We start from the raw sequence: 20,691 nt of genomic DNA on the forward strand, positions 1-20,691 counted from the left end.
TGTACTCACCTCTATTTTTGTCGTACTTTATCTCCTGTATCCATGTATTGCGGTCTCTTCTTAAAGTATTTTAATGGAAATCTTACATACATATCTTTAAAATCACTTATTCGAGGGTTAACTAATGGTGCTAAATAAGGTACTCCAAAACTTCTAAGCCTTACTAAATGTATAAGAATACATATTAACCCTATCATCATTCCATAAAGTCCTACTATTGATGATGCTATTATCAGTAAAAATCTTAATATTCTAAAGGCTGATACAATTTCATAATTAGGTGTTGTAAAACTTGTTATTGCAGTAATTGATACTATAATTATCATTATAGGACTTACTATTCCTGCTGTTACAGCCGCCTGACCTATTATAAGGCCACCTACTATACCAATAGTTGCTCCTATTGGTTTAGGCAATCTTGCTATAGCTTCAAGCAAAAAAGCAAGACTTACTTCCATAATTAACGCTTCTACAAAAGCTGGAAAAGGTACTCCTTCTCTAGATGATGCAATAAAATAAGCCAACTTTGTAGGAATTATAGATGTATGAAAAGATGTAACTGCAACATATAATGACGGAAGTATTAATGATATAATTATTGAAAAAAACCTTATAAGCCTTACTACCGACCCATGAATCCATCTTTGATAATAGTCATCTGGTGCCTGAAATAAATTAGGAAGAGTTGCAGGCACTATAATTACAAAAGGAGAATTATCTACCAATACAGCTATTCTTCCTTCGTACAACGCAGCTGCCACCACATCCGGTCTTTCTGTACTTTGTATCTGTGGAAATACAGAAAATGTGCTGTCTTCGATAAGTTGCTCAACATATCCACTATCTAATATAGCATCTATATTTATGTTATTTATTCTTTTCAAAAGTTCCTTTAAAGCATCTTCATTTACAATATCATCAATATACATTATTACTACATCTGTTTTAGATCTTGTTCCTACACTTTTAGATGATATCATCAACCTAGTATCTCTTATTCTTCTTCTAATCAATGCAGTATTAAATCTTATAGTTTCTGTAAACCCATCTCTGCCTCCCCTTATTGCTGTTTCTCCTGATGGCTCTGATACCCCTCTCGCAGGCCATGAACGAGTAGCTATAACATAACAAATTTCAAGTCCTTCAATAAACATCAATGTATCGCCAGAAAGTACTGCATTAATGCCTTCACCAAGTTTTCTTACTTCTCTTAAATCAGAAACTGTTAGTATTCTATTTTTTATTTCATCTACTTTTTTTATCCTACTTCCTCTTATCATAAGTGTTTCTAACACATAATCATCTAACAGTAACTTATCTCCCATACCATCTACATATACTAATGCTGATTTAAATTCTCCTATATAAAATTCTCTATAAACTATATCAGAGCTTCCTTTTAATAAATCTTTTATATAAGAGATATTATCATCAACCTTTTCAGCTATTTCATCTTTTATTTCTTCCTTCAACAATTATCACTTCCTTAAATTCATTAATATAACCTCAAATTGTAAATGTACTAACTAAATACAGAGAGATAGATATTATGATAAAACCTATACCCATAATCTTTGCCTTTTTACCTGTATCTCTTAAATTTTTTCTATCAAAACTTTTAGAGTCAAAAAAAGCTAATACTAATCCTTGTATGATCATTAGTATTAAAAAATACAAATTAAATATTTTTATTATTCTCACCATATCACCTCTAACTTTTTAGGTAATCTTAGCTTATTTTTAACTTTTATAAAAATATTTATTCACAATATAAAAATAAAGGAAATATGTGAAAGAAGAAATTAATTTCTTCTTTCACATATTTCCTTATACACTAATATTAAATAGTTCTTGTTATAAAAGTTTCTCTATATCTTTTTTTCATTTTATCATAGCATATTTGAGCTTTTAACATGTCATCAAAGAATGCAAATACTGTAGGTCCGCTGCCACTCATCAATGTACCTTTTGCACCCATATTAATCATTTCTTGTTTTATACCCTTCAATATTATATGTTTACTTAAAGTAACATTTTCTAAAACATTTTTCATATTTCTTGCCAAAGTGTGCAAATTATTTTCTTCTATTGCTGATATTAAAAGCTTTGTATTAGGATGTCTTTTTATTTTATTTATATCTAAGTTTTTATACACTTCTTTTGTAGATACTCCAAAAGGCGGCTTTACAACAACTAAAATATGATTTTTAAAATTATTAAGCCTTGTAATTTCTTCTCCTATTCCTTCGCAAAGCGCTGTTCCTCCAACAGCACAATATGGTACATCTGACCCTATATTCAATCCTAACCGCATAATTTCTTCATCTTTTACATCTGGTCTATACATGCTTTTCATAGCCTTTAACACCGCAGCTGCATCTGCGCTCCCACCTGCTAATCCAGCTGCAACAGGTATATATTTCTTTATATATATGTCTACGCCTTCATTTACATCATAAGTTTTCATAAAAAGATCTGCTGCCTTATATGCTAAATTTCTTTCATCTGTAGGCACATATTGTCTATTACAACTTATATTAATGCCTTTGCATGTCTTTTTTATATTTATTAAATCATATAAATCTATAGTCTGCATTATCATTTTTAAAATATGATATCCATCTTCCCTTTTTCCTACTACATCTAATGATAAATTAATCTTTGCATAAGCCTTTATTAACATCTTTATCCTCCAGAGGTATATAAATATAATACTAAAAAATAGTATAATACAAGATTAAAATTAAAGCCATACCTTTAAAAATAAATTTTCAAAGGCACGGCTTTAATTTTTCTGAAACTTACCATTTAATTATATAGTTACTGCAACCTGTTTTTTATCTGTATTTACTTTTTCTTTTACTAATTTTGCTAATGGCTCTAGCTTTTCAAAAAATATTATAATTAAATCTCCTATTACTGCATTATCTATAGCTTTCCTTAAAGCTTCCTGTTCATCTAATATAACCTCAACTTTCCTTTTATCAAAGCCGGAATTTATAACACCCTTTTTTAATATACTTGCAATTTCACCAGTTTTTCTTCCCCTTTTATCCATATCCTCTTTTATATAGATATAATCAAAACTTTCTCCTGAAATTTCACCTATATATTCTGTACTACTATTCGTTCTATCTCCGGGAACACCTATTATTCCTACTAGCCTCTTATGTTTCATACTTTTAGCACCATTAATTACAGCTTTATATCCTTCTATATTATGCCCATAATCTAATATAACTTTAGCTCCATTTACATTGTATATGTTAAATCTTCCTGGATTACAATTTTCATCTCCATAAAAACTAATTAACCCTTTTCTTATAGTAGAATATTTAACCTTAAGCCCTACAAGTGCCGCACAAGCAGCCATAGCATTTTCTACATTGTATGCTAACTTACCATTTAATGTAATCATTACATCTTCTACTTTCACTATAGGCAGTATTTGATCCTGATTTTCAACATATATAATTCCTTCATGTGTATATATGCCATATCCACCTTGCTTTATATTATTTATAAGTATAGGATTATACTTATCCTTAGAAAACATGATTATGCTGCTTTTAATTCTATTCAAAATCGTAACACTAACAGGATCATCTGCATTTATAACTGCATATCCCTTACTTTTGATAGCTTCTGCAACTAATGATTTTACATACGCTAAATCTTCTATTGTATCTATTCCATCTATACCTAAATGATCCTCAGTAATGTTTGTTATAACTCCTACATCTGCCAAATCATACGCAAGGCCTCTTCTTATCATACCGCCTCTGGCCGTTTCTAATACTGCCGCATCTATTTCCTTACTGCTAAGAATAACTTTAGCACTATCATACCCTGTAGTATCACCTTTTTCTACACACTTATTGTTTATATATATTCCTCCTGTAGTAGTCATACCTACATTATATCCTGCTAAACTCATTACATGTGCTATAAGTCTTGTTGTTGTAGTTTTACCATTTGTACCTGTTACAGATATAATAGGTGTGCTTTTAGGAGTATCTTTAAACATCATATCCACTATAGCCCCTGCTACATTTCTACTTGCTCCCTTACTTGGATAATGGTGCATTCTTATTCCTGGTGCTGCATTTACTTCTATTATAGCTCCATCTTTGCCTATAGGTTTGCTTATATCGCTACAGCACACATCTATACCACATATATTAAGGTCTATAGTTTTTGCTGCTCTTTTACACATTTCTATATTCTCTTCACATATATCATCTGTACAATCTATGGCTTCTCCTCCAGTAGATAAATTAGCAGTCTCTCTTAATATTAACTTTTCTCCTTTTCTTATAACACTTTCTAAATTATATCCTTTTTTTAGAATAGTTATTTTTAGCTCTTCATCTACTTTTATTTTAGTTAACGGCTTTTCATGCCCTTCTCCCCTTCTTAGGTCTTTATTTAATTGATCTATAAGCTGTTTTACACTTCTTATTCCATCGCCTATAACGTAAGGTGGTATTTTTTGAGATACTGCCACTACCTCACCATCCACAACACATACCCTATAATCTTTTCCAAATATGTTTTTCTCGATTATTATGTTGTCGAAATTTTCAGATAAACTTCTATAAGCTCTAATAGCTTCTTTATCATTTTTTATATTAACAATTACACCTTTACCTTGATTCCCATACCTAGGTTTCAAAACAACAGGATATTCTATCCTATTAGCCTTAGTCAATAATTCTAAACTATTTCTTACTAATCCGCCTTCTGCTACAGGCAAACATTGATTATATAAAAGCTCTTTGGTCAATAACTTATCACAAGCTATATCCACCGCTACAGTTTTAGTATTACCATCAATTGTTGCTTCCATAATTTTGCTATTTCTACCATAACCCAATTGAAACATACTACCTTCGCCTAATTTTGTAATAGGTATATTCCTTTTTTTAACTTCCTTTATTATACTTAACGTGCTCGGTCCTAACTCTTCTTCTCTTAATATGCTTTTTAGCAAGTTTAAATCACTTTCTAAATCAAATGCTGTATCTCTTATTAATGAATTTATTAAGCCTACTGCTACCTTACCTGTTTCCACCGCTGTATTTTTGTATATATATTGATATATTATATAATATTTATCTCCAAATATTTCCCTAGCCTTTCCATAAGATACTTCCATTCCCAAGATATTTTGTAGTGCTATTATAATATGTTCACACACATGGGCAAGATATGTCCCCTCTTTAAGCCTTTTTACAAATCCTCCGTCTTCATCTATACCGCATCTATGTTCTTTCAACTGAGGAATCATTTCAATTAATTTCTCATTAAAACCTTTTATTTCTTTAGTCGGAATATCACTGTATCCTTCCAAATCCACATTAATTTTTATACATTTTTTATGAGAATATATATTTCTACCATCAAAAGCCTTAATCTCATCTATCTTCATTTTTGAATATATTTTCCTCCTATATCTAAATATCATATTTACTAATTGGTTTTTTGCTGATTAAATCAAATGTATCTCCACACTTAAGTATGTGTAATTTTACGTTAAACATAGATAATATATCATCTGGATGTTGTTCTGACACATTGCTATAAGTTATACCATTTCCATCTATTATATATACAGCTCCAGAGCCTATTACTTTAAACTTTCCACTATCATAAACTTCAATGGCAGTGTCTTCATCTATACCTATTCCTAAGCTTTCAGGGTTTTCTGCTATACCCACCAATAATCTTCCTATTCTTCCTCTTTGCGCAAAATGCTGGTCTATTATTGCACCCTTAATCAATCCTAGTCCTGGTGCCATCTTTAGTGTGCATTTTCTAGGAGATTCTTCATTAGGACCTGTTACTATCATAGTATCACTCATAACTGAAGCTCCTGCTGAAGTCCCTACAAAAATGCACTTCTTTTCATAAATTTCCTTCATCTTCATATACAATGGTGTTCCACCTATTAAACTTGTTATTCTTAGTTGATCTCCTCCTGTAAAAAAGATTAAAGAAGCATTATCTAGCATTTGTATATTATTTCTATCAAAAGCACTTTTTCTATTCATTATGTTTAAAACTCTTATATTTTTCACTCCTAAATTTTGAAAAATATTTGTATATTCGCTTCCAAGTTCTTCTGGTAGTTCTGAAGCAATAGTAGCTATTACTAACATACTTTTTTCTTTGTCTAGCCTATTACATACTTCTTTTAATATCACCTTAGGACCCTTTTTATCCTCTGCACCACCTATTATTATTAAATTTCCTTCTAATTTTTCTTCTAATTCCAAAGTATATGCCTCCTCTTCATCTAGCCGTTTTTTAATATTTTCATTTTCTATAAAACGGAGAGATAAGCACTGTTGCTAATTAAATAATTGTTTCAAAATTAAACCTCACATAAACAAATTTCACCTCTGATTTAAGTAGTACTTTATAGATACCTTATATAATTACCACATTTTTAATTATTATGCATATGAAAAAAATCGTGGAAACCCACGACTTTATACATACAAAGTGTAAATTAGTAGTTAAATTTAAAAATATTGTGACACAATATTTTTTCAGAGGACAAAGGACAATGCAATGTGATTTTTCGTAGCACAGCGAAGAAAAATACTCCTTCACCGTCCTCTGTCCTCTGTCCTCTGTCAAATGTCCTCTAGAAAAAGTTGTGTCGCAATGTGCTTATATTACAGCTCTTCCTGGTATTATAAGTTTATCTCCAATTTTTATAGCATCTACATCTTCTATATCATTAAGTTCCACTAATGATTCTATTGTTGTATAATATTTCTTTGCAATCTTCCATAGTGTATCTCCATGTTGTACAACATAAATAGTAAGACTAGCTTTTTTCTTAGGAATTTCTCCTTCTACAGGAACCATATCCACTAAAAACTCTTTATGCGTTGAGTAATTAACTCTGGCATATATATCTACTATAGCTTTTATTTCTATATTATCCAATTCAATAGATGCCTCTAAGTTTTCAAGACTCATTTTAGCTATACACTGCATATCAATTTTACAACCAGGTATATCTACCCCATAGCTAAATGGTATTTCTTCATTAATTGTACATATATAATTTTCTTCATCAAAAGTTTTATATAATGTTTCTACATTTAAAACTCCTTCTACGATTACCTTATCTTCTACTATCTTCTTATCTGTAATACATGTTTCTCCACAGCACATAATTAATTTTGAAACTTTAGGTTTATTACTTAATTCAATAGTACCCTTTACTAGATTTTTTGAACTGGATTGTCCATGTATAACATTAACTTGATAATCTTTTCTATCCATTTGCATTAATTCAGAAGGAGAATATGCATCATGAACTATATCCATTTCTTCCTTATACATAACTTTTGTATCTGATTTTATTATAGCCTCTACATCAACAATTCTACTTTCTCCCAAATCGTCTTCTTTTACATTATATTCCATAGCATCAACTTTGAAGCTGCTGTAACTATCCATCATAGGACTTACTTCTTTCAAGTCTAGTTCTTTTTCCACGTCAACATTATTCTCAATATAAACTATATCCTTAGAATCCTTACCTCTATAAAGCACCGATACCAAAACATTAGCCTTAACTGAAACCTTCTCGTCTAGAACCTTAACCTCTTTATCGTGAACTTTAACATCACATTTAAGTACATTGCCTATCTGAGGATTTTCCATAGGAACCTCTATATGAGACTTAGCTATTAAATCTCCTGAAACTGTACCAACTATTTTATCCATAGTCATAGGATTCTTTAACATTTGTATATCTTCCGAGCCTGTAACATCTTTTATTATCTTAAAATCATAATTTTTAAATACTTCTGCTTTCAGTTTTATGATTCCTTCAATAGCTACCTTTCTTTCATTGACTATTACACATTCTATATGTTCAATATAACAATCACAATCGCATATCATCTTATGTTCAGCTCCCGGTACATCTACATAATTTGAAAAACTACCTGTATAATTTGTACTGTAAACTCCCGTTCCTTCTTCTTCCTTTGCTAAATAAAGTACTGTATACTCTATTTGACCTTCTACCAAAATTTTATCCTGCATTACGTCTTTGCTTGTAATATTAGGTTTAGCATTAATCATTAATACTTGAATAACATCCGGATGAGTGTCTGGTATAACATATTCTGATTTAACTACCGTATCACAAAAATTTTCTGTTAAAAGTTGTTCACATTCTATATTTTCTTTAACCAGCTCCATAGCCATATTATATCTACCTCCCATAAAAACCTACTATTTATTTATATAAACAGTAACTAAAAAATATGATAAAAACTTATATTGTTTTTAAACAAATAAGCAATGGGATTATGCTGATTTGTTACAAAATTCATCATTTTTTGATATTTTGTTCAATTTATGCTGTCGCATGCTGTTTATCTATATTGACATTTGCAAAATTTTCAGGTAATATTAAAAATGGTTGTTGACCATATAACCTCTCATAAATTCTCAATACCCTTTTATACCATAGTTGAAAGATGGAACCACCCATCTTTCTTTTGTTGCGTAAATATCTAAAATCTATAATTTAAAGCTATTCATTTATTCATCTCACAAATAGAAATATGCATTTCATTTATGTATTCCACATTAAGTTAATCTTTTATTTTTCTAAAAATGGGCAAAAAAAATTGGTACTAAAACCTAGTACCAATACTATACTGCAAAAACAAGTTGAACCGTTTTTGTCAAAACATCCGAATAACTATAAGTCACTTTCCTTTGGGTGTCACTTTCTAATCTAATTACAAATATACTTGGATAAGCTTTTTCTATTATACCACTATTTACAAAAACTTTTCTTCTACCACCATTTGCTTTTAGAGTTACTTTATCGCCAACATGACCTTCAATATCTTTTTTTATGGAGGCCAATACATTTCCTCTTTCCACAACAAACACCCTCTTTCCACATTTTATATTATATATCCTAACATATATAATGTCAACTAAACATTTTATTTTATCAGTTAACAATTTGTTTTGTCAATATTAATTTTTTGTTAACTGACTAAAATATTTATTTTTTTAATACCTTAGGTATTATTCCCTTAGAGTTCCTCATATATACAGCTATTTTTAAAAACCCTAAAATTTACACATATGATGATTTAGGAAATCCTTCTCTATATTTACCTCTTGTCTGCAATCCACCTATTCCTTTAGTACCAGTTATAGTGTTTTCCAATGCTTCTTGTATAGATACTACTTTTTCTATATTTGAATAAGCTATTCTTTCACTTAAAAATACAGGATCCAAGCAATGTATTAATATTCTTTTAGGAGAACTTGCAAAATTAGCACCTGCATCTAGTATAGCTTCATAGCATGATTGACATGCTCCAGCAAATATAACTAAATCGTCATAACTAGCTTCATAGTTTCTAAGTGCCGATACACACTCAACAAAGTACCTTGAGTTTTTATAATTATCTAAATTCATATAGTCTCTAACATTTTTACTTATAGAATCATGTCCTGTAATTACCACTATATCTGGTTTAACTTTTTTTACCAAATCTAATATGATTCTAGGCTGTTCACTTTCAACAACATTTTTCCCTACCACATCTAATTTTAATTGTTTATATACTTTAAGACATACATCTAAGTATTCTGCATCTCCATCTACATGTAATATCCTACCTGGCCTTCCAAATTTAAGTTCCTTGTTAGAAGTACTAGATACTCTTGAACTTCTATAGCCTCTCTCAACTCTTTCAACTACTTCTCTACCTGCTAAAACATTTTTAATTGATCCATTTACCTTTCTACTAAACACCTCTTCTTCCTGAGTTTTCGTATTATCAGGTACAATTTCTAAATCTTCTTCTGGAGAATCTGCAATTATTCTTAGGTTTATTCCCTTTAATGTATAAATAATATTATTATCAACTTCATTTATATCTATAATTTTAAAAGTAATATCTTTTCCATATGATTTTCTAACAACAACATCATCTACTTTCATATATACCCCTCACAATATAAGACTATGGTATATACTATGTTCTATTTTTATAAATGGTGAATATTACATAAATCATACATTTATGACTACTATTTTTATTAAGCTTAGTTAATTTCATTAATAAATTGGAAAAAATAAATAGACATATTAGCATCATATTTTAATTTACTATGTGCTATATGCCTAAATATGAATTTTATATAAGTTTACCCTTTTCCTAAATATACATATCTTTAAACTGATTAATAAAATTAATATACTTTTCCTGTTCAGAAATCAATTCCTCCATCTTATTATTAAAAGTATTCAGCGGCCAATTAACCTCGTTATAATAATACCTATTTGCTAACCTCCAAAATCGCTGAGGAAATAATAAGAAACCAAATAATACCCTATACTCTTCATGCTTTAATGGACTTACTTCATTATAAGCATCAATTATAAGTTTAGCAAAATCAATATTCCAATCTAACCTTTTTAGTACTTTAATAATAAATGCCGATATATCATAAGTTCTTATTTCCCTCTTACAATAGTCAAAGTCTATTACATTTATTTCATCTTTTTCATCAATTATTATATTATGATAAGTAAAATCATGGTGGCAAAATGTTTTTTCTTCTTCTGCAATTCTGCATAATTCCATGTAACTTGATTCCAAAATTACATTCAGAGACCTTTTTCCAAGATCCTTATAGAACTCCACTGTCTTCATATAATTTAAGTCAAACTTACTTTTTACGCTTTTTTTTCTTCCCATATCCCTCATTTTATCCATAGATTTTACTCTTTTTTCTATAAGATTAGGCCACCTACCTAAATCTGTTTTTAATTTACTATTTTCAGGTGGTTCGTAACCCTTTGATGCTATGTGCATACGTGCTAAACTTTTAGCTGCTTTAATTAAATGTTCTTTATTTTTAAAGTCACATTCTTTCCCTTGAATCCACTCAGAAAGAGTATATATATCCTCGTTTATAATAGCATATGGACTTCCATCTACATTTAAACAATATTTATCTACATTTGGAAACCCATTTTTTATCAAATGTTCCTTAGCACCATAAACAAATAAAAGTTTTTGTGTTCCATAACTTATTTTTTTTAAACACTTTGTACCCTGATCACTTTTTAATAGATATACTCCCCTATTTGGCTTTATATTTTCAATTTTAATGTTGAATTGTCTTTCTATTTCAAACTCTCTCATCATGTTAATCACCCCTATTAAATTTATATGAAGTAGAAATGTAATTTAGAAGATTATTAACATTTTCAAAGTGATTTTAATATAATAGAATATAACAAATTTGAAAGGAACAATCTTATGAAAGTAGGAATTGATGCTCGGGCAGCGAAATGGTATAGGGGAACTGGCATAGGTACTTACACTTATCAATTAATTAATTGTTTAAATAAAATTGATAATACAAATGATTATTTACTTTTTACACCCGAAAATTCACAAAGCACTATACCTCTTAAAAGCAATTTTAAACTAAGCAGTATTAGTGAAGAATCTGAAGGTAGTTTTTGGGATGAAGTAAACATTCCAAACATTTTAAAAAATAAGGATATAGATCTTTACCATATACCACAAAATGGAGTGGGTCTTCCTTACGATAAAAAATGTAGCTTCATTATTACTCTTCACGATGTAATTCCATACAAAATGCCTGAAACAGTAAGCCATAGATACTTAAAAATCTTTTCTGAACAAATTCCTATGATTGTTTCTAAATGCGATGGAATAATTACTGTATCTAACCACTCAAAAAAAGATATTGTAGAAGCTTTTAATTTTCCTGAAGACAAAGTTTATGTAACTCCCCTTGCAGCTGAAGATATATATAAGCCTTTAAATAAAGCGTTAAGTAAAAATATTATTAAAAAAAACTACTCTATAGACGGAGATTTTATACTTTATGTAGGTGGATTTAGTCCTAGAAAAAATATTATCGGACTTATTGAAGGTTTTAGTAAATTGTTAAACTACTACAAAAATGATATAAAACTTGTTATAGCAGGTAAAAGGGGTAAATCTTATGAACTATATAAAAAAAGAGCGGAAGAATTAAATATATCTGATAAAATAATTTTTCCTGGATTCATTCTAATAGATCATTTACCTTACTTGTATAACGCTTCAAAATTATTTGTTTATCCTTCTTTTTATGAAGGTTTTGGCCTTCCTCCTATTGAAGCTATGTCCTGTGGTATACCTGTAATAGGCTCTAATTCTACTTCTGTACCTGAAGTACTTGGCAATAGTGGATTACTAATTGATCCTAATAATATAGATGAATTATGCAATTCCATGCTTAAAATATTATATGATAAAAACTTAAGAGAAGAACTTATTCTTTCAGGACTCGTAAGATCTTCAAAATTAACCTGGGAAAAGACAGCAAAACAAACCTTATTAGCATATGATAAAACTTTAAATCATTAAAATGTAGACATGTTAAAAGAAACGGCAAACATTATATGCTTGCCGTTTATATCAGTATTATTTATGAAAATTTAAAATTAAACAACACTATTTTCTTACCTTTTTTAGTGCCATTACTATTGGGAAAGAAACTGCAACAGCCATACCTGCTGATATAAAGCCATTTAAAACTAAAGCTAAAAGACTATTTACTGCGGTTTTATAACTTATATGCAATGCATTAGCATAAGCATTTATATAAATCACATAAATCAGTCCTAATACGCCTAGAGTATTAGTAAAAGACCCAACTACAGTACCACATATTATTCCAAAGCTCTTGGACTTTTTGCATAACAACTTATAAACATAATAAGATGTAACTCCTATTAACATTCTTGGTAATATAGCAATCAAAGGATTTATAAATATAAATGATACTGGGGTTGGAGTATTAATAGCTTGTATAATGCTGAAAATCCCGAACATCAACCCTATAAAAGCACCAACTACCGGTCCTTCAACTATACCTCCAATTATAACAGGAATATGCATAATTGTAGTTTTAAACGGTGGAATAGGAATAAATCCAAGACCTGTAGCTCCCAAAATTATAGTTACTGCAGACAACATTCCTATTATTGTCACCTGCCTAGTCTTAAATTTTCCTCTTAACAGAACATTTTCAATCATCTTTCATTACCTCGCTCTCATTCCATTATTGGATATAAGTCGGAAATTAAAATTTTTATTACACATATAGGTTCAGTTTCATAATAAATACTGACTGTTAAAATTTTACCATACGCCTTCTACAAATTCAATAAAAAGACTTATAAATATACATTAAAAGGTTAAAGAAGTAAATTTAAATATAACTTACTTCTTTAACCTTTTAAACTAACTTTTTAAATTGTTGTAAAAATTCTTCTCTATCTTCTTTATATCCGCTTTTTTTCTTCATTCTTTCTAAAAACACATTTTCATTCCAATCCTTACGTTTTGTATAGTAATCCTTAGATATACTGTAAAAATCATCCGGGAAGGTTAACATAGCACTAAGTACTTCTAATTCTCTTTTGTTCAAAGTGTTTTTTGTACAATATTTTTCTAGTATTCTTTTTGACTTTTCTATATCAAATGCAAAGTTTTTTACTACTTTATTTATAAAATTGCATAAGTCATGAACTTTTAAATCTATTATGGCATAATCAAAATCTATAAAATAAGCTTTATCATGATTTATTAATATGTTGTGATGTGCTAAATCATGATGACATACAACTATTTTATCTTCCTCACTGCAAAGTTTATAGTAGTATGATTTCTCCAGCATTTGAACACTCTTATTTATTTCTTCTATATAATAGTCTACATTTTTTACAAATATTTCATCAAATTCACTTTTATTTTCATATGCACTAGCTATGCTCTTGAAAAAATTCATTTCTTGAATTTTTCTCTTAAATTGATCTATAAGCTTTCCTGTATTACATCTATTGGATAAATTGGTTTTAAACCCCTCTGAGGCTAAATGTAATTCTCCAAGACCTTCTGCTGCAATGTCTAAATCCACAGGACTGCTAAAATCACATTCTGTTCCTACAACCATATCCATTATACAATACATATTTCCATCCCATATGGTGTAAATTTCATTACTTTTATTTTTTACAAAATCCATCACCCTTGGAAATTTACTTCTTATATAACTAGCTACATTATATATAAACTTTAATTCTTCCTCAGTGTACTCTACTTTTTTTAATACTTTTTCTCCCTTATCCGTAGACACCATATAAACACTTCTTAAAGGAACTACATCATTAATAACTAAATCAAATTCGTTAAATAAATCTACACATAGGTCATATTTAGTTAAATACATTTTTTCATTATATTTGTCTGCCATTTTAACACCTCTTTAAATTAAGCTATTTCCATCTTCCTTCATAGCTTTTTTAAGCTTCAAAAAATATTCTTCCTCATTAAACTCCTGACTTTTATCTCTATATCTATTACACCATTTCATAAATGCATATGGATATGATATAATTGCTAGTATAAACTTAGAACTATTCTGATCAAGATTCTCTAATGTGCAAAACTCATTTGTTAAACTATTAAAATCTATTTCTAGTCCCTTTCTTTTCATTTTACTTAAGAGGTAAGCTAAATCCATCTCAACCATGTTATAACAGCAACCTTCAATATCTTTAACTTCTATACTTTCTGATTTTCTTAAATTATTAAAATAAGTGTTTCCAATACACATTTCTATTCTTTTTGTACTTCTCATTATTAAACCTATATAATCATTTTTGTATATACTTTCAATACACTTTTGAGCCCTATCTATATAAAACTCACCACTTTTCAAAAGTACCTTTTCAAATTTATTATCTACTCCATTTTGATGTATCCTTTTTAGATCTTTATTAAGCCTTTTAATATTAACTTTATACTGTTCCACCACTCTCCCAATATTGTTACTAAGTCTTTTATTCATATATCCTGTATATCCTAAAGTTTTTCTATGAAATTCACTTATTATATAAACCTGATTTTTTATCATATCATCATTTACATCTTTATATTTAATTCTATTTGAAAAACTTTCTACACAATAGATTCCTTTTGACTCCAAATACTTTATGAATGACTCTGTAACATTCTCATAATACACAAGCAAACCTCCTTGGAATTGCTATTTATGTCTTTTATTTTTTATTTCTTTCAATATTTTCTTTTGCTTTCTTTCCAGCTTTGAAATCTTCTTATTTCTTTTTTTAATTTCTTCTAAAGACTTTACAGATCTTTTCAAATTTTCTAACTTATTTTCATAATTTTCTAGATCCATATCATTTAAATTTTCATTAATACATTTATGAGATTTTTCTTTACCTCCCATAAATTCACCCTCCCGCAATAATTAATCATATTTCTTAAATCTAAATTCATCTATAAATTCTTGTTTTTGCTGCCTATCCGTCTCTATCCTTTTTAGTTTATTTAAAAAGAATTCTTCTCCCCAATGCTGTTTCTCCCAATAATATTGTATTCCAGTTTGCCAATAATCTTGCGGAAATTCCATAAATGATGCCATTATAGGTATATTATCACTTTTTACTTCGTTTACTGAATTATAAGCATCAATTATATCTAATGCAGTATCCATATTCCATTTTCCGTATTTCATACATCGTAAGAGCAGACTACTAAGATCATGAAGATGTGAATCTAATATACAATAATCAAAATCTATAATATTTAATTTGCTATCTTTAGACATCAATAAATTATGATTAGCAAAATCATGATGACAGAACCCCTTATTTAATATTTGTTCCCCCATACTTTCTACATACCTAGTTTCTATAAGATTTTTTATAGCTCTCTCTGCTCGTTCCAATTCTTCTTTCATAACATTTAAATAAACATAATCAAATTCTGTAGGATTTTGATTATTGTCTATTATTTTTTTAAAAGAAAAAATTTCATTTTTTCTTGTTTCAAATACTTTTATCCATTTAAACCATCCTATCCTAGGATTCATACCTGGTGTAACTTCAAATCCACTACTTTTTTTATGAAGTTCTGCTAGTTTATATGAAGCAAGTAATATATCCTGGTGATTGTTATAATTTAATTGTCTTGAATCTATCCAGGGAGTTAAATAGGCATACTCATTTTGAAAGTTCACATGATCTTTTTGCTTACTTGTTAATATTATTTCAGGAATATATTCAAATTTATTGTTTTGCAGATGTTTTATAGCAGATATAATAAATAAAAAATGTCCAAAATCATATTTAATAAATTTGAGACAATAATTTTTATTCTTTGTTTTAATTTTATATATACTTTTTATCTTTTCTATAAGTTCCACATTAAGCTTATAATTTTCTTCTACTAATTCTTTTATCCTACATAAATCCAAAACTTTTCCTCCAAAACAATTCTATATATGTAGTATATGAATTATTACCTATGTATGTGCTAAATGACACACTTTGAACGTAATATTAATAATATATAATACAATAAGTTTTTAAAAGGCCTCAAAGTTATTTTAAATGGAGGTTGGTAGCTATATGAAAATTGGAATTGATGCAAGAGGGGTGAACTGGTATAAAGGTACTGGTATAGGAACCTATACGGATAAAATTTTAAGATATATGATTAACTCTCATAAAGAAAATCTTTACCACATGTATTGGTCTGGTGGTGATTATGAATCCTTCAGAAGTGAGAATTCAAAAATATTAATGACTTCAAAAAAATACTATAAATTTTTTGAACAATATTATTTTCCTAATAATTTAAGAAATGAAAATATAGACATATATCATATTCCTCAAAATGGTATTGGTCTTTCTCCAAATATTAGCTGTAAAAAAGTCGTTACTATCCACGACTTAATACCTTATATACTTCCTGAAACCGTAGGTAAAGGATATTTGATTAAATTTTTAAAAGAAATGCCAAAAATAATGGAAACTTGTGATGGAATTATAACTGTATCAGAATGTTCAAAGAGAGATATATTAAAATTTTTCCCTATGGATGAATCCAAGGTTTTTGTAACACCTTTAGCCGCCGATAAAAAATATAAGCCTTTAGACAAATCCAAATGCCAAAAATTCATAAGTAAAACCTATAATATAAATAAACCTTTTATACTTTATATAGGTGGTTTTAGTCCTAGGAAAAATGTTAAATCCCTTTTAGTAGCCTTTTCTAAGATTTACAATAAACTTCCCCAAAAATATGATTTAGTTATTATTGGGGCAAATAGAGATGATAGTCGTCTTCTCAAAGACTTAAGCCACGATTTGAATATACGTTCAAATGTAAAGTTTACTGGATTCGTTGAAGAAGATGATTTACCTATTTTTTATAACGCTTGCAGTGTTTTTGTATATCCATCAATATATGAGGGTTTTGGGCTTCCACCTTTGGAAGCTATGAGCTGCGGAACTGCTGTAATAACCTCTAACATCTCATCTATACCTGAAGTAGTTTCTGATGCTGGGATTTTAATAGATCCATTTGATGTAGAAAGTCTTTCGAATTCTTTAGAACGTCTATTAAATAGTGAACGTTTAATAAAAAAATTAAATACAAAAAGCTTAAAACAGGCAGCTAAGTTTTCCTGGGAAAAGACTTCTGAAAAAACCTTAGAAGCTTACGAGAAAATTTTAAAAATATAAAAATAAAATCCCTTGACTGCCCCGTTCCCAGTCAAGAGATTTCATTTTTATATTTTAAAATTCACCATGATTAAACCCTTATAATAAAACATTATATACTATAATTAACAAATTGTAAACGTTTTGTTTGTATATTACTCCACATTATTTTTTCTCCACATACTTTTGAATAGAATCTAACACCGTCTTTGTATCTTTATTAACTAAATTAGGCTGAGCTAATGCATTTTTTACATCATACCTTATATTAAAAAAGTATGGGGTATATGTTACAGCATAAGCTCCATTTTCTACATTCCCAAGTAAATCCCAAACTGTAGCATTAAAGTAGTCTTCAAATTTATTAAATTTCTCTAAATTATATATATCATTAACTACGGGAAAACTTCCACATTTCAACATAGAATCTAAATCAACTTCCTTATCACTTATGGTAAAGTTTATAAATTCCTTTGACAATTTAACATTAGTGGACATTTTACTTATCATTAAGTTACATCCACCTAAGGATGTATCTCTGTTACCACCAGGTTCAAAAGATGGAAGCTTCATTACACTCCACTTTCCCTTTTGATCAGGTACATTATTAACAAAATAGCTTATATCACTAGGACTTGCTATAAATGACACTATTTCTTCACTTTTAGCCGCATTAATAAGTTCCTCTTTAGTATTATAATCGCAAACTGTACCCTGAGAATACATTTTTTTTACCATATCTACAACACTAATCCATTCTTTATCATTAAAACTAGGTTTACCTTCCTCATTAAAATATGACTTTCCCAATTGATTTGCTAATAATAAATATATATCACTGTTCTCATTTTCTACATTCCCAATAACCTTTTTTCCTTTATCCTGAATAACTTTTTTCCCCACTTCAATATAATCATCCCAAGTTTTAGTATCATTCATATTAATTCCTTCTGAATCTAATATATCTTTTCTATATAAAATTACTTTAGGAGAAGTACTCCATGGAAATCCATATACTTTACTTTTTTGAGTTAAATTTCCAACCTTGCCCTTTGATACCTTATTTTTATAATTACCCATATCATCTGATACATCTAAAAAAGCACCTGGTAATTTGTTTAAATAGTATTGAGTATATGAATCATCTATTGTTATTATATCTATTGTTTTATCTTTGTTTTTAACGCTCTCTTCAAACTTTCCATATGAGTTATCATCCACTTTTAAATCTATATTTACTTTTTTATGTAACTTTTGAAAACTCTGCACTGCCATCTTTAATGATTGCTCATGATTTTTATCTGTTAATATTGTAACTTTTCCTTGTAACTCATCAGTATTTTTTGATACATAATTGTTTCTTTTACAAGAAATAGCAGAGGTAATCATAGTTAGTAAAACAGCCATGGTTAAAACTTTTATACCCTTTTTCATAATATCTCCCCTGTCCTAGACAGTATTCTTTTTCTATAGATTACTCATTTTAGTTTGTTTCCAGTATATATTATCAAACTTATTTAGTTTTTTCAATTTATTTACTAGTTTTTGGTTACAAAATTAAGCACAAAAAGTAAATCCTAAAGATTTAAATAGTATATTAAAACCTTTAGGATTTACTTTTTATCCTTTCGACATCTTATAATTCCCCTTACATCCAAAGTCTTCCTTCCAGGCTTTATCTGCCAAAGGCTTAAATTCTTCTGCCACCTTATCTATAGATTTTTGAAATTCTTTATTTTCTATCATCATCCTAGCACCTTCATCTGTAGGTTTAGCTCCTGTCTTTTTTACAACTTCTCGTATAACATTAGTATTATCTATCATCATACAAGGCATTAATAAGTTTTGATTATAAGGCTGCCTTCTTCTTAATTCTTTAAAAAAGTCTGATTTAAATACATCAATAAGATTTTTATTTTTCAAATTATCTACTGAAAAGTGAGCAAAAACACACGGCTCAACATCTTCATGGGAATTTATATGACAATAAAACTTACCCGCTATACATCCTCCCACATACGGAGCATCATTAAAAAAATCTATCATAAAATATGGTTTTGAGTTTCTTATTTGTCTAACTCTCTTTCCTAAATTGATTCTCTGTTCCGGTGTAAGCATTAAATCAACATCTTGTTCCTTTCCTACTGGCATAAATATGAAATACCAGCTCATTTTAGCTCCTTTTTCTATAAGCATATCTACAAACTTATCAGAAACAACTCTATCTATATTTTTTCTACTTACAGCTGTAGATACGCCAAATAATATTCCTCTTTTCTTAAGCAATTCCATAGAATGAGTAACCTTTTTAAATACTCCTTTTCCTCTTCTTGTATCTGTATCTTCTTCAAACCCTTCTAGCGAAAACATAGGTACCACATTACCGAGTTGTTTTACTTTATTAGCCAGCTCTTCATTAAAAAGAGTTCCATTGGTAAAAGGTGTAAATATACAATCGCTATATTTTTCATATATCTTAAGCATGTGGTTATTAAAAAATGGTTCCCCTCCTAACACTATAAAATAATAAATTCCCAGCTGTCTAGCCTCTTTTATAATCCTATCCACTTCCTCATAAGGTATGTCATCTTCTTTGCTGTAATTTGCTGCATAACACCCCGTACAATTTAAATTACATCTCATTGATGGGCTTATAAGTATTACTAATGGTATTTTTATACCTTTCTCATCTAAAAACTTTTGCCTCTTTGGCATTCCATACCATATTGCATTTGATAAGAAGTTTTCAAAAAACTTGTTCATACATTTTTTATCTGTAGTCTTTAGCATATTTATTATAAAATCATGTGTAGCAGGATTTTCATTATAGTATTTTTCTACTTGCTGTATTCTTTCTAAATTTTCTTTGTCTTTATAAACGGTTTTTTTTACTAGATCAAATAACTTATCAATATTTTTTTCAGGATTCTTCTCTAGCAATTCTAATGCACTTTTCACCAAGGTATCTTTAGCAACTTTCTTTAACCTTTCAGTTACCTTCATTTACTATTCCCCCTGATAAGTAATGATATATAGACTCAATTATAAATGAATCTTACTTA

18 protein-coding genes are annotated in these 20,691 nt (G+C 28.9%); 2 read left to right on the plus strand and 16 right to left on the minus strand.

Annotation, left to right across the window (positions count from 1 at the left end; translation table 11 throughout):
* Positions 1–11: 11 nt before the first annotated feature.
* The 9 genes from HBE96_RS02450 to HBE96_RS02485 form a co-directional block, all read right to left on the minus strand.
* A complete protein-coding gene (locus HBE96_RS02450) occupies positions 12–1,472 on the minus strand; it encodes a spore germination protein (protein WP_169296260.1) in 1,461 nt (486 codons plus the stop codon).
* Between the two features lie 34 nt (positions 1,473–1,506).
* Positions 1,507–1,704, minus strand: a complete 198-nt coding sequence (locus HBE96_RS26930; RefSeq protein ID WP_425350698.1) for a CLC_0170 family protein — start codon at positions 1,702–1,704, stop codon at positions 1,507–1,509.
* Positions 1,705–1,840: 136 nt separating this feature from the next.
* Positions 1,841–2,683: a 4-(cytidine 5'-diphospho)-2-C-methyl-D-erythritol kinase gene (gene ispE, locus HBE96_RS02455; RefSeq protein WP_169296183.1), complete on the minus strand. Its 843-nt coding sequence runs from the start codon at positions 2,681–2,683 to the stop codon at positions 1,841–1,843.
* A gap of 129 nt (positions 2,684–2,812) precedes the next feature.
* Complete coding sequence (gene cphA, locus HBE96_RS02460; RefSeq protein WP_169296184.1) at positions 2,813–5,431, minus strand: cyanophycin synthetase; 2,619 nt, start codon at positions 5,429–5,431, stop codon at positions 2,813–2,815.
* A 25-nt stretch (positions 5,432–5,456) separates the two neighbouring features.
* On the minus strand, positions 5,457–6,278 hold the full coding sequence (locus HBE96_RS02465) for a cyanophycinase (protein WP_169296185.1): 822 nt from the start codon (positions 6,276–6,278) through the stop codon (positions 5,457–5,459).
* Positions 6,279–6,678: 400 nt separating this feature from the next.
* On the minus strand, positions 6,679–8,238 hold the full coding sequence (locus HBE96_RS02470) for a DUF3794 and LysM peptidoglycan-binding domain-containing protein (RefSeq protein WP_169296186.1): 1,560 nt from the start codon (positions 8,236–8,238) through the stop codon (positions 6,679–6,681).
* A 453-nt stretch (positions 8,239–8,691) separates the two neighbouring features.
* Positions 8,692–8,928, minus strand: coding sequence for a Veg family protein (locus HBE96_RS02475; RefSeq protein WP_035775371.1), 237 nt, complete (start codon positions 8,926–8,928; stop codon positions 8,692–8,694).
* Positions 8,929–9,130: 202 nt separating this feature from the next.
* The gene (gene yabG, locus HBE96_RS02480) at positions 9,131–10,006 is read right to left on the minus strand and encodes a sporulation peptidase YabG (protein WP_169296187.1); all 876 of its coding nucleotides are present in this window, start codon (positions 10,004–10,006) and stop codon (positions 9,131–9,133) included.
* Positions 10,007–10,223: 217 nt separating this feature from the next.
* Positions 10,224–11,219, minus strand: coding sequence for a CotS family spore coat protein (locus HBE96_RS02485; protein ID WP_169296188.1), 996 nt, complete (start codon positions 11,217–11,219; stop codon positions 10,224–10,226).
* Between the two features lie 114 nt (positions 11,220–11,333).
* Here HBE96_RS02485 and HBE96_RS02490 point away from each other — a divergent pair, with 114 nt between their 5' ends.
* On the plus strand, positions 11,334–12,458 hold the full coding sequence (locus HBE96_RS02490; protein ID WP_169296189.1) for a glycosyltransferase family 4 protein: 1,125 nt from the start codon (positions 11,334–11,336) through the stop codon (positions 12,456–12,458).
* Positions 12,459–12,545: 87 nt separating this feature from the next.
* Here the strand turns inward: HBE96_RS02490 and HBE96_RS02495 are convergent, their stop codons facing one another.
* The 5 genes from HBE96_RS02495 to HBE96_RS02515 all read right to left on the minus strand — a co-directional run bounded on the left by HBE96_RS02495 (position 12,546) and on the right by HBE96_RS02515 (position 16,377).
* Entirely contained in the window at positions 12,546–13,130 is a 585-nt protein-coding gene (locus HBE96_RS02495) for an ECF transporter S component (protein ID WP_169296190.1), read from the minus strand.
* A 202-nt stretch (positions 13,131–13,332) separates the two neighbouring features.
* On the minus strand, positions 13,333–14,349 hold the full coding sequence (locus HBE96_RS02500) for a CotS family spore coat protein (RefSeq protein WP_169296191.1): 1,017 nt from the start codon (positions 14,347–14,349) through the stop codon (positions 13,333–13,335).
* A 12-nt stretch (positions 14,350–14,361) separates the two neighbouring features.
* Positions 14,362–15,123: a spore coat protein gene (locus HBE96_RS02505; protein WP_169296192.1), complete on the minus strand. Its 762-nt coding sequence runs from the start codon at positions 15,121–15,123 to the stop codon at positions 14,362–14,364.
* A 21-nt stretch (positions 15,124–15,144) separates the two neighbouring features.
* Positions 15,145–15,348, minus strand: coding sequence for a hypothetical protein (locus HBE96_RS02510; RefSeq protein WP_169296193.1), 204 nt, complete (start codon positions 15,346–15,348; stop codon positions 15,145–15,147).
* A 21-nt stretch (positions 15,349–15,369) separates the two neighbouring features.
* Entirely contained in the window at positions 15,370–16,377 is a 1,008-nt protein-coding gene (locus HBE96_RS02515) for a CotS family spore coat protein (protein WP_169296194.1), read from the minus strand.
* A gap of 154 nt (positions 16,378–16,531) precedes the next feature.
* On the opposite strand from HBE96_RS02515, the gene HBE96_RS02520 reads away from it, so the two are divergent.
* Complete coding sequence (locus tag HBE96_RS02520) at positions 16,532–17,650, plus strand: glycosyltransferase family 4 protein (RefSeq protein ID WP_169296195.1); 1,119 nt, start codon at positions 16,532–16,534, stop codon at positions 17,648–17,650.
* Positions 17,651–17,794: 144 nt separating this feature from the next.
* On the opposite strand, the gene HBE96_RS02525 is transcribed toward HBE96_RS02520, so the two are convergent.
* Positions 17,795–19,063, minus strand: a complete 1,269-nt coding sequence (locus tag HBE96_RS02525; RefSeq protein WP_169296196.1) for an ABC transporter substrate-binding protein — start codon at positions 19,061–19,063, stop codon at positions 17,795–17,797.
* A gap of 186 nt (positions 19,064–19,249) precedes the next feature.
* The gene (locus HBE96_RS02530; RefSeq protein ID WP_169296197.1) at positions 19,250–20,632 is read right to left on the minus strand and encodes a radical SAM protein; all 1,383 of its coding nucleotides are present in this window, start codon (positions 20,630–20,632) and stop codon (positions 19,250–19,252) included.
* Positions 20,633–20,691: the final 59 nt, after the last annotated feature.

It is taken from the genome of Clostridium muellerianum (genome assembly GCF_012926525.1).
Lineage (GTDB): Bacteria > Bacillota > Clostridia > Clostridiales > Clostridiaceae > Clostridium_AM > Clostridium_AM muellerianum.

Bases quoted from the DNA above. Each gene is read 5' to 3' on its own strand.
- HBE96_RS02520 (WP_169296195.1), top strand. From the start codon at position 16,532: ATGAAAATTGGAATTGATGCAAGAGGGGTGAACTGGTATAAAGGTACT.
- HBE96_RS02525 (WP_169296196.1), bottom strand. From the start codon at position 19,063: ATGAAAAAGGGTATAAAAGTTTTAACCATGGCTGTTTTACTAACTATG.
- cphA (WP_169296184.1), bottom strand. From the start codon at position 5,431: ATGAAGATAGATGAGATTAAGGCTTTTGATGGTAGAAATATATATTCT.
- ispE (WP_169296183.1), bottom strand. From the start codon at position 2,683: ATGTTAATAAAGGCTTATGCAAAGATTAATTTATCATTAGATGTAGTA.
- HBE96_RS02470 (WP_169296186.1), bottom strand. From the start codon at position 8,238: ATGGCTATGGAGCTGGTTAAAGAAAATATAGAATGTGAACAACTTTTA.
- yabG (WP_169296187.1), bottom strand. From the start codon at position 10,006: ATGAAAGTAGATGATGTTGTTGTTAGAAAATCATATGGAAAAGATATT.
- HBE96_RS02500 (WP_169296191.1), bottom strand. From the start codon at position 14,349: ATGGCAGACAAATATAATGAAAAAATGTATTTAACTAAATATGACCTA.
- HBE96_RS02510 (WP_169296193.1), bottom strand. From the start codon at position 15,348: ATGGGAGGTAAAGAAAAATCTCATAAATGTATTAATGAAAATTTAAAT.
- HBE96_RS02485 (WP_169296188.1), bottom strand. From the start codon at position 11,219: ATGATGAGAGAGTTTGAAATAGAAAGACAATTCAACATTAAAATTGAA.
- HBE96_RS02530 (WP_169296197.1), bottom strand. From the start codon at position 20,632: ATGAAGGTAACTGAAAGGTTAAAGAAAGTTGCTAAAGATACCTTGGTG.
- HBE96_RS02495 (WP_169296190.1), bottom strand. From the start codon at position 13,130: ATGATTGAAAATGTTCTGTTAAGAGGAAAATTTAAGACTAGGCAGGTG.
- HBE96_RS26930 (WP_425350698.1), bottom strand. From the start codon at position 1,704: ATGGTGAGAATAATAAAAATATTTAATTTGTATTTTTTAATACTAATG.
- HBE96_RS02490 (WP_169296189.1), top strand. From the start codon at position 11,334: ATGAAAGTAGGAATTGATGCTCGGGCAGCGAAATGGTATAGGGGAACT.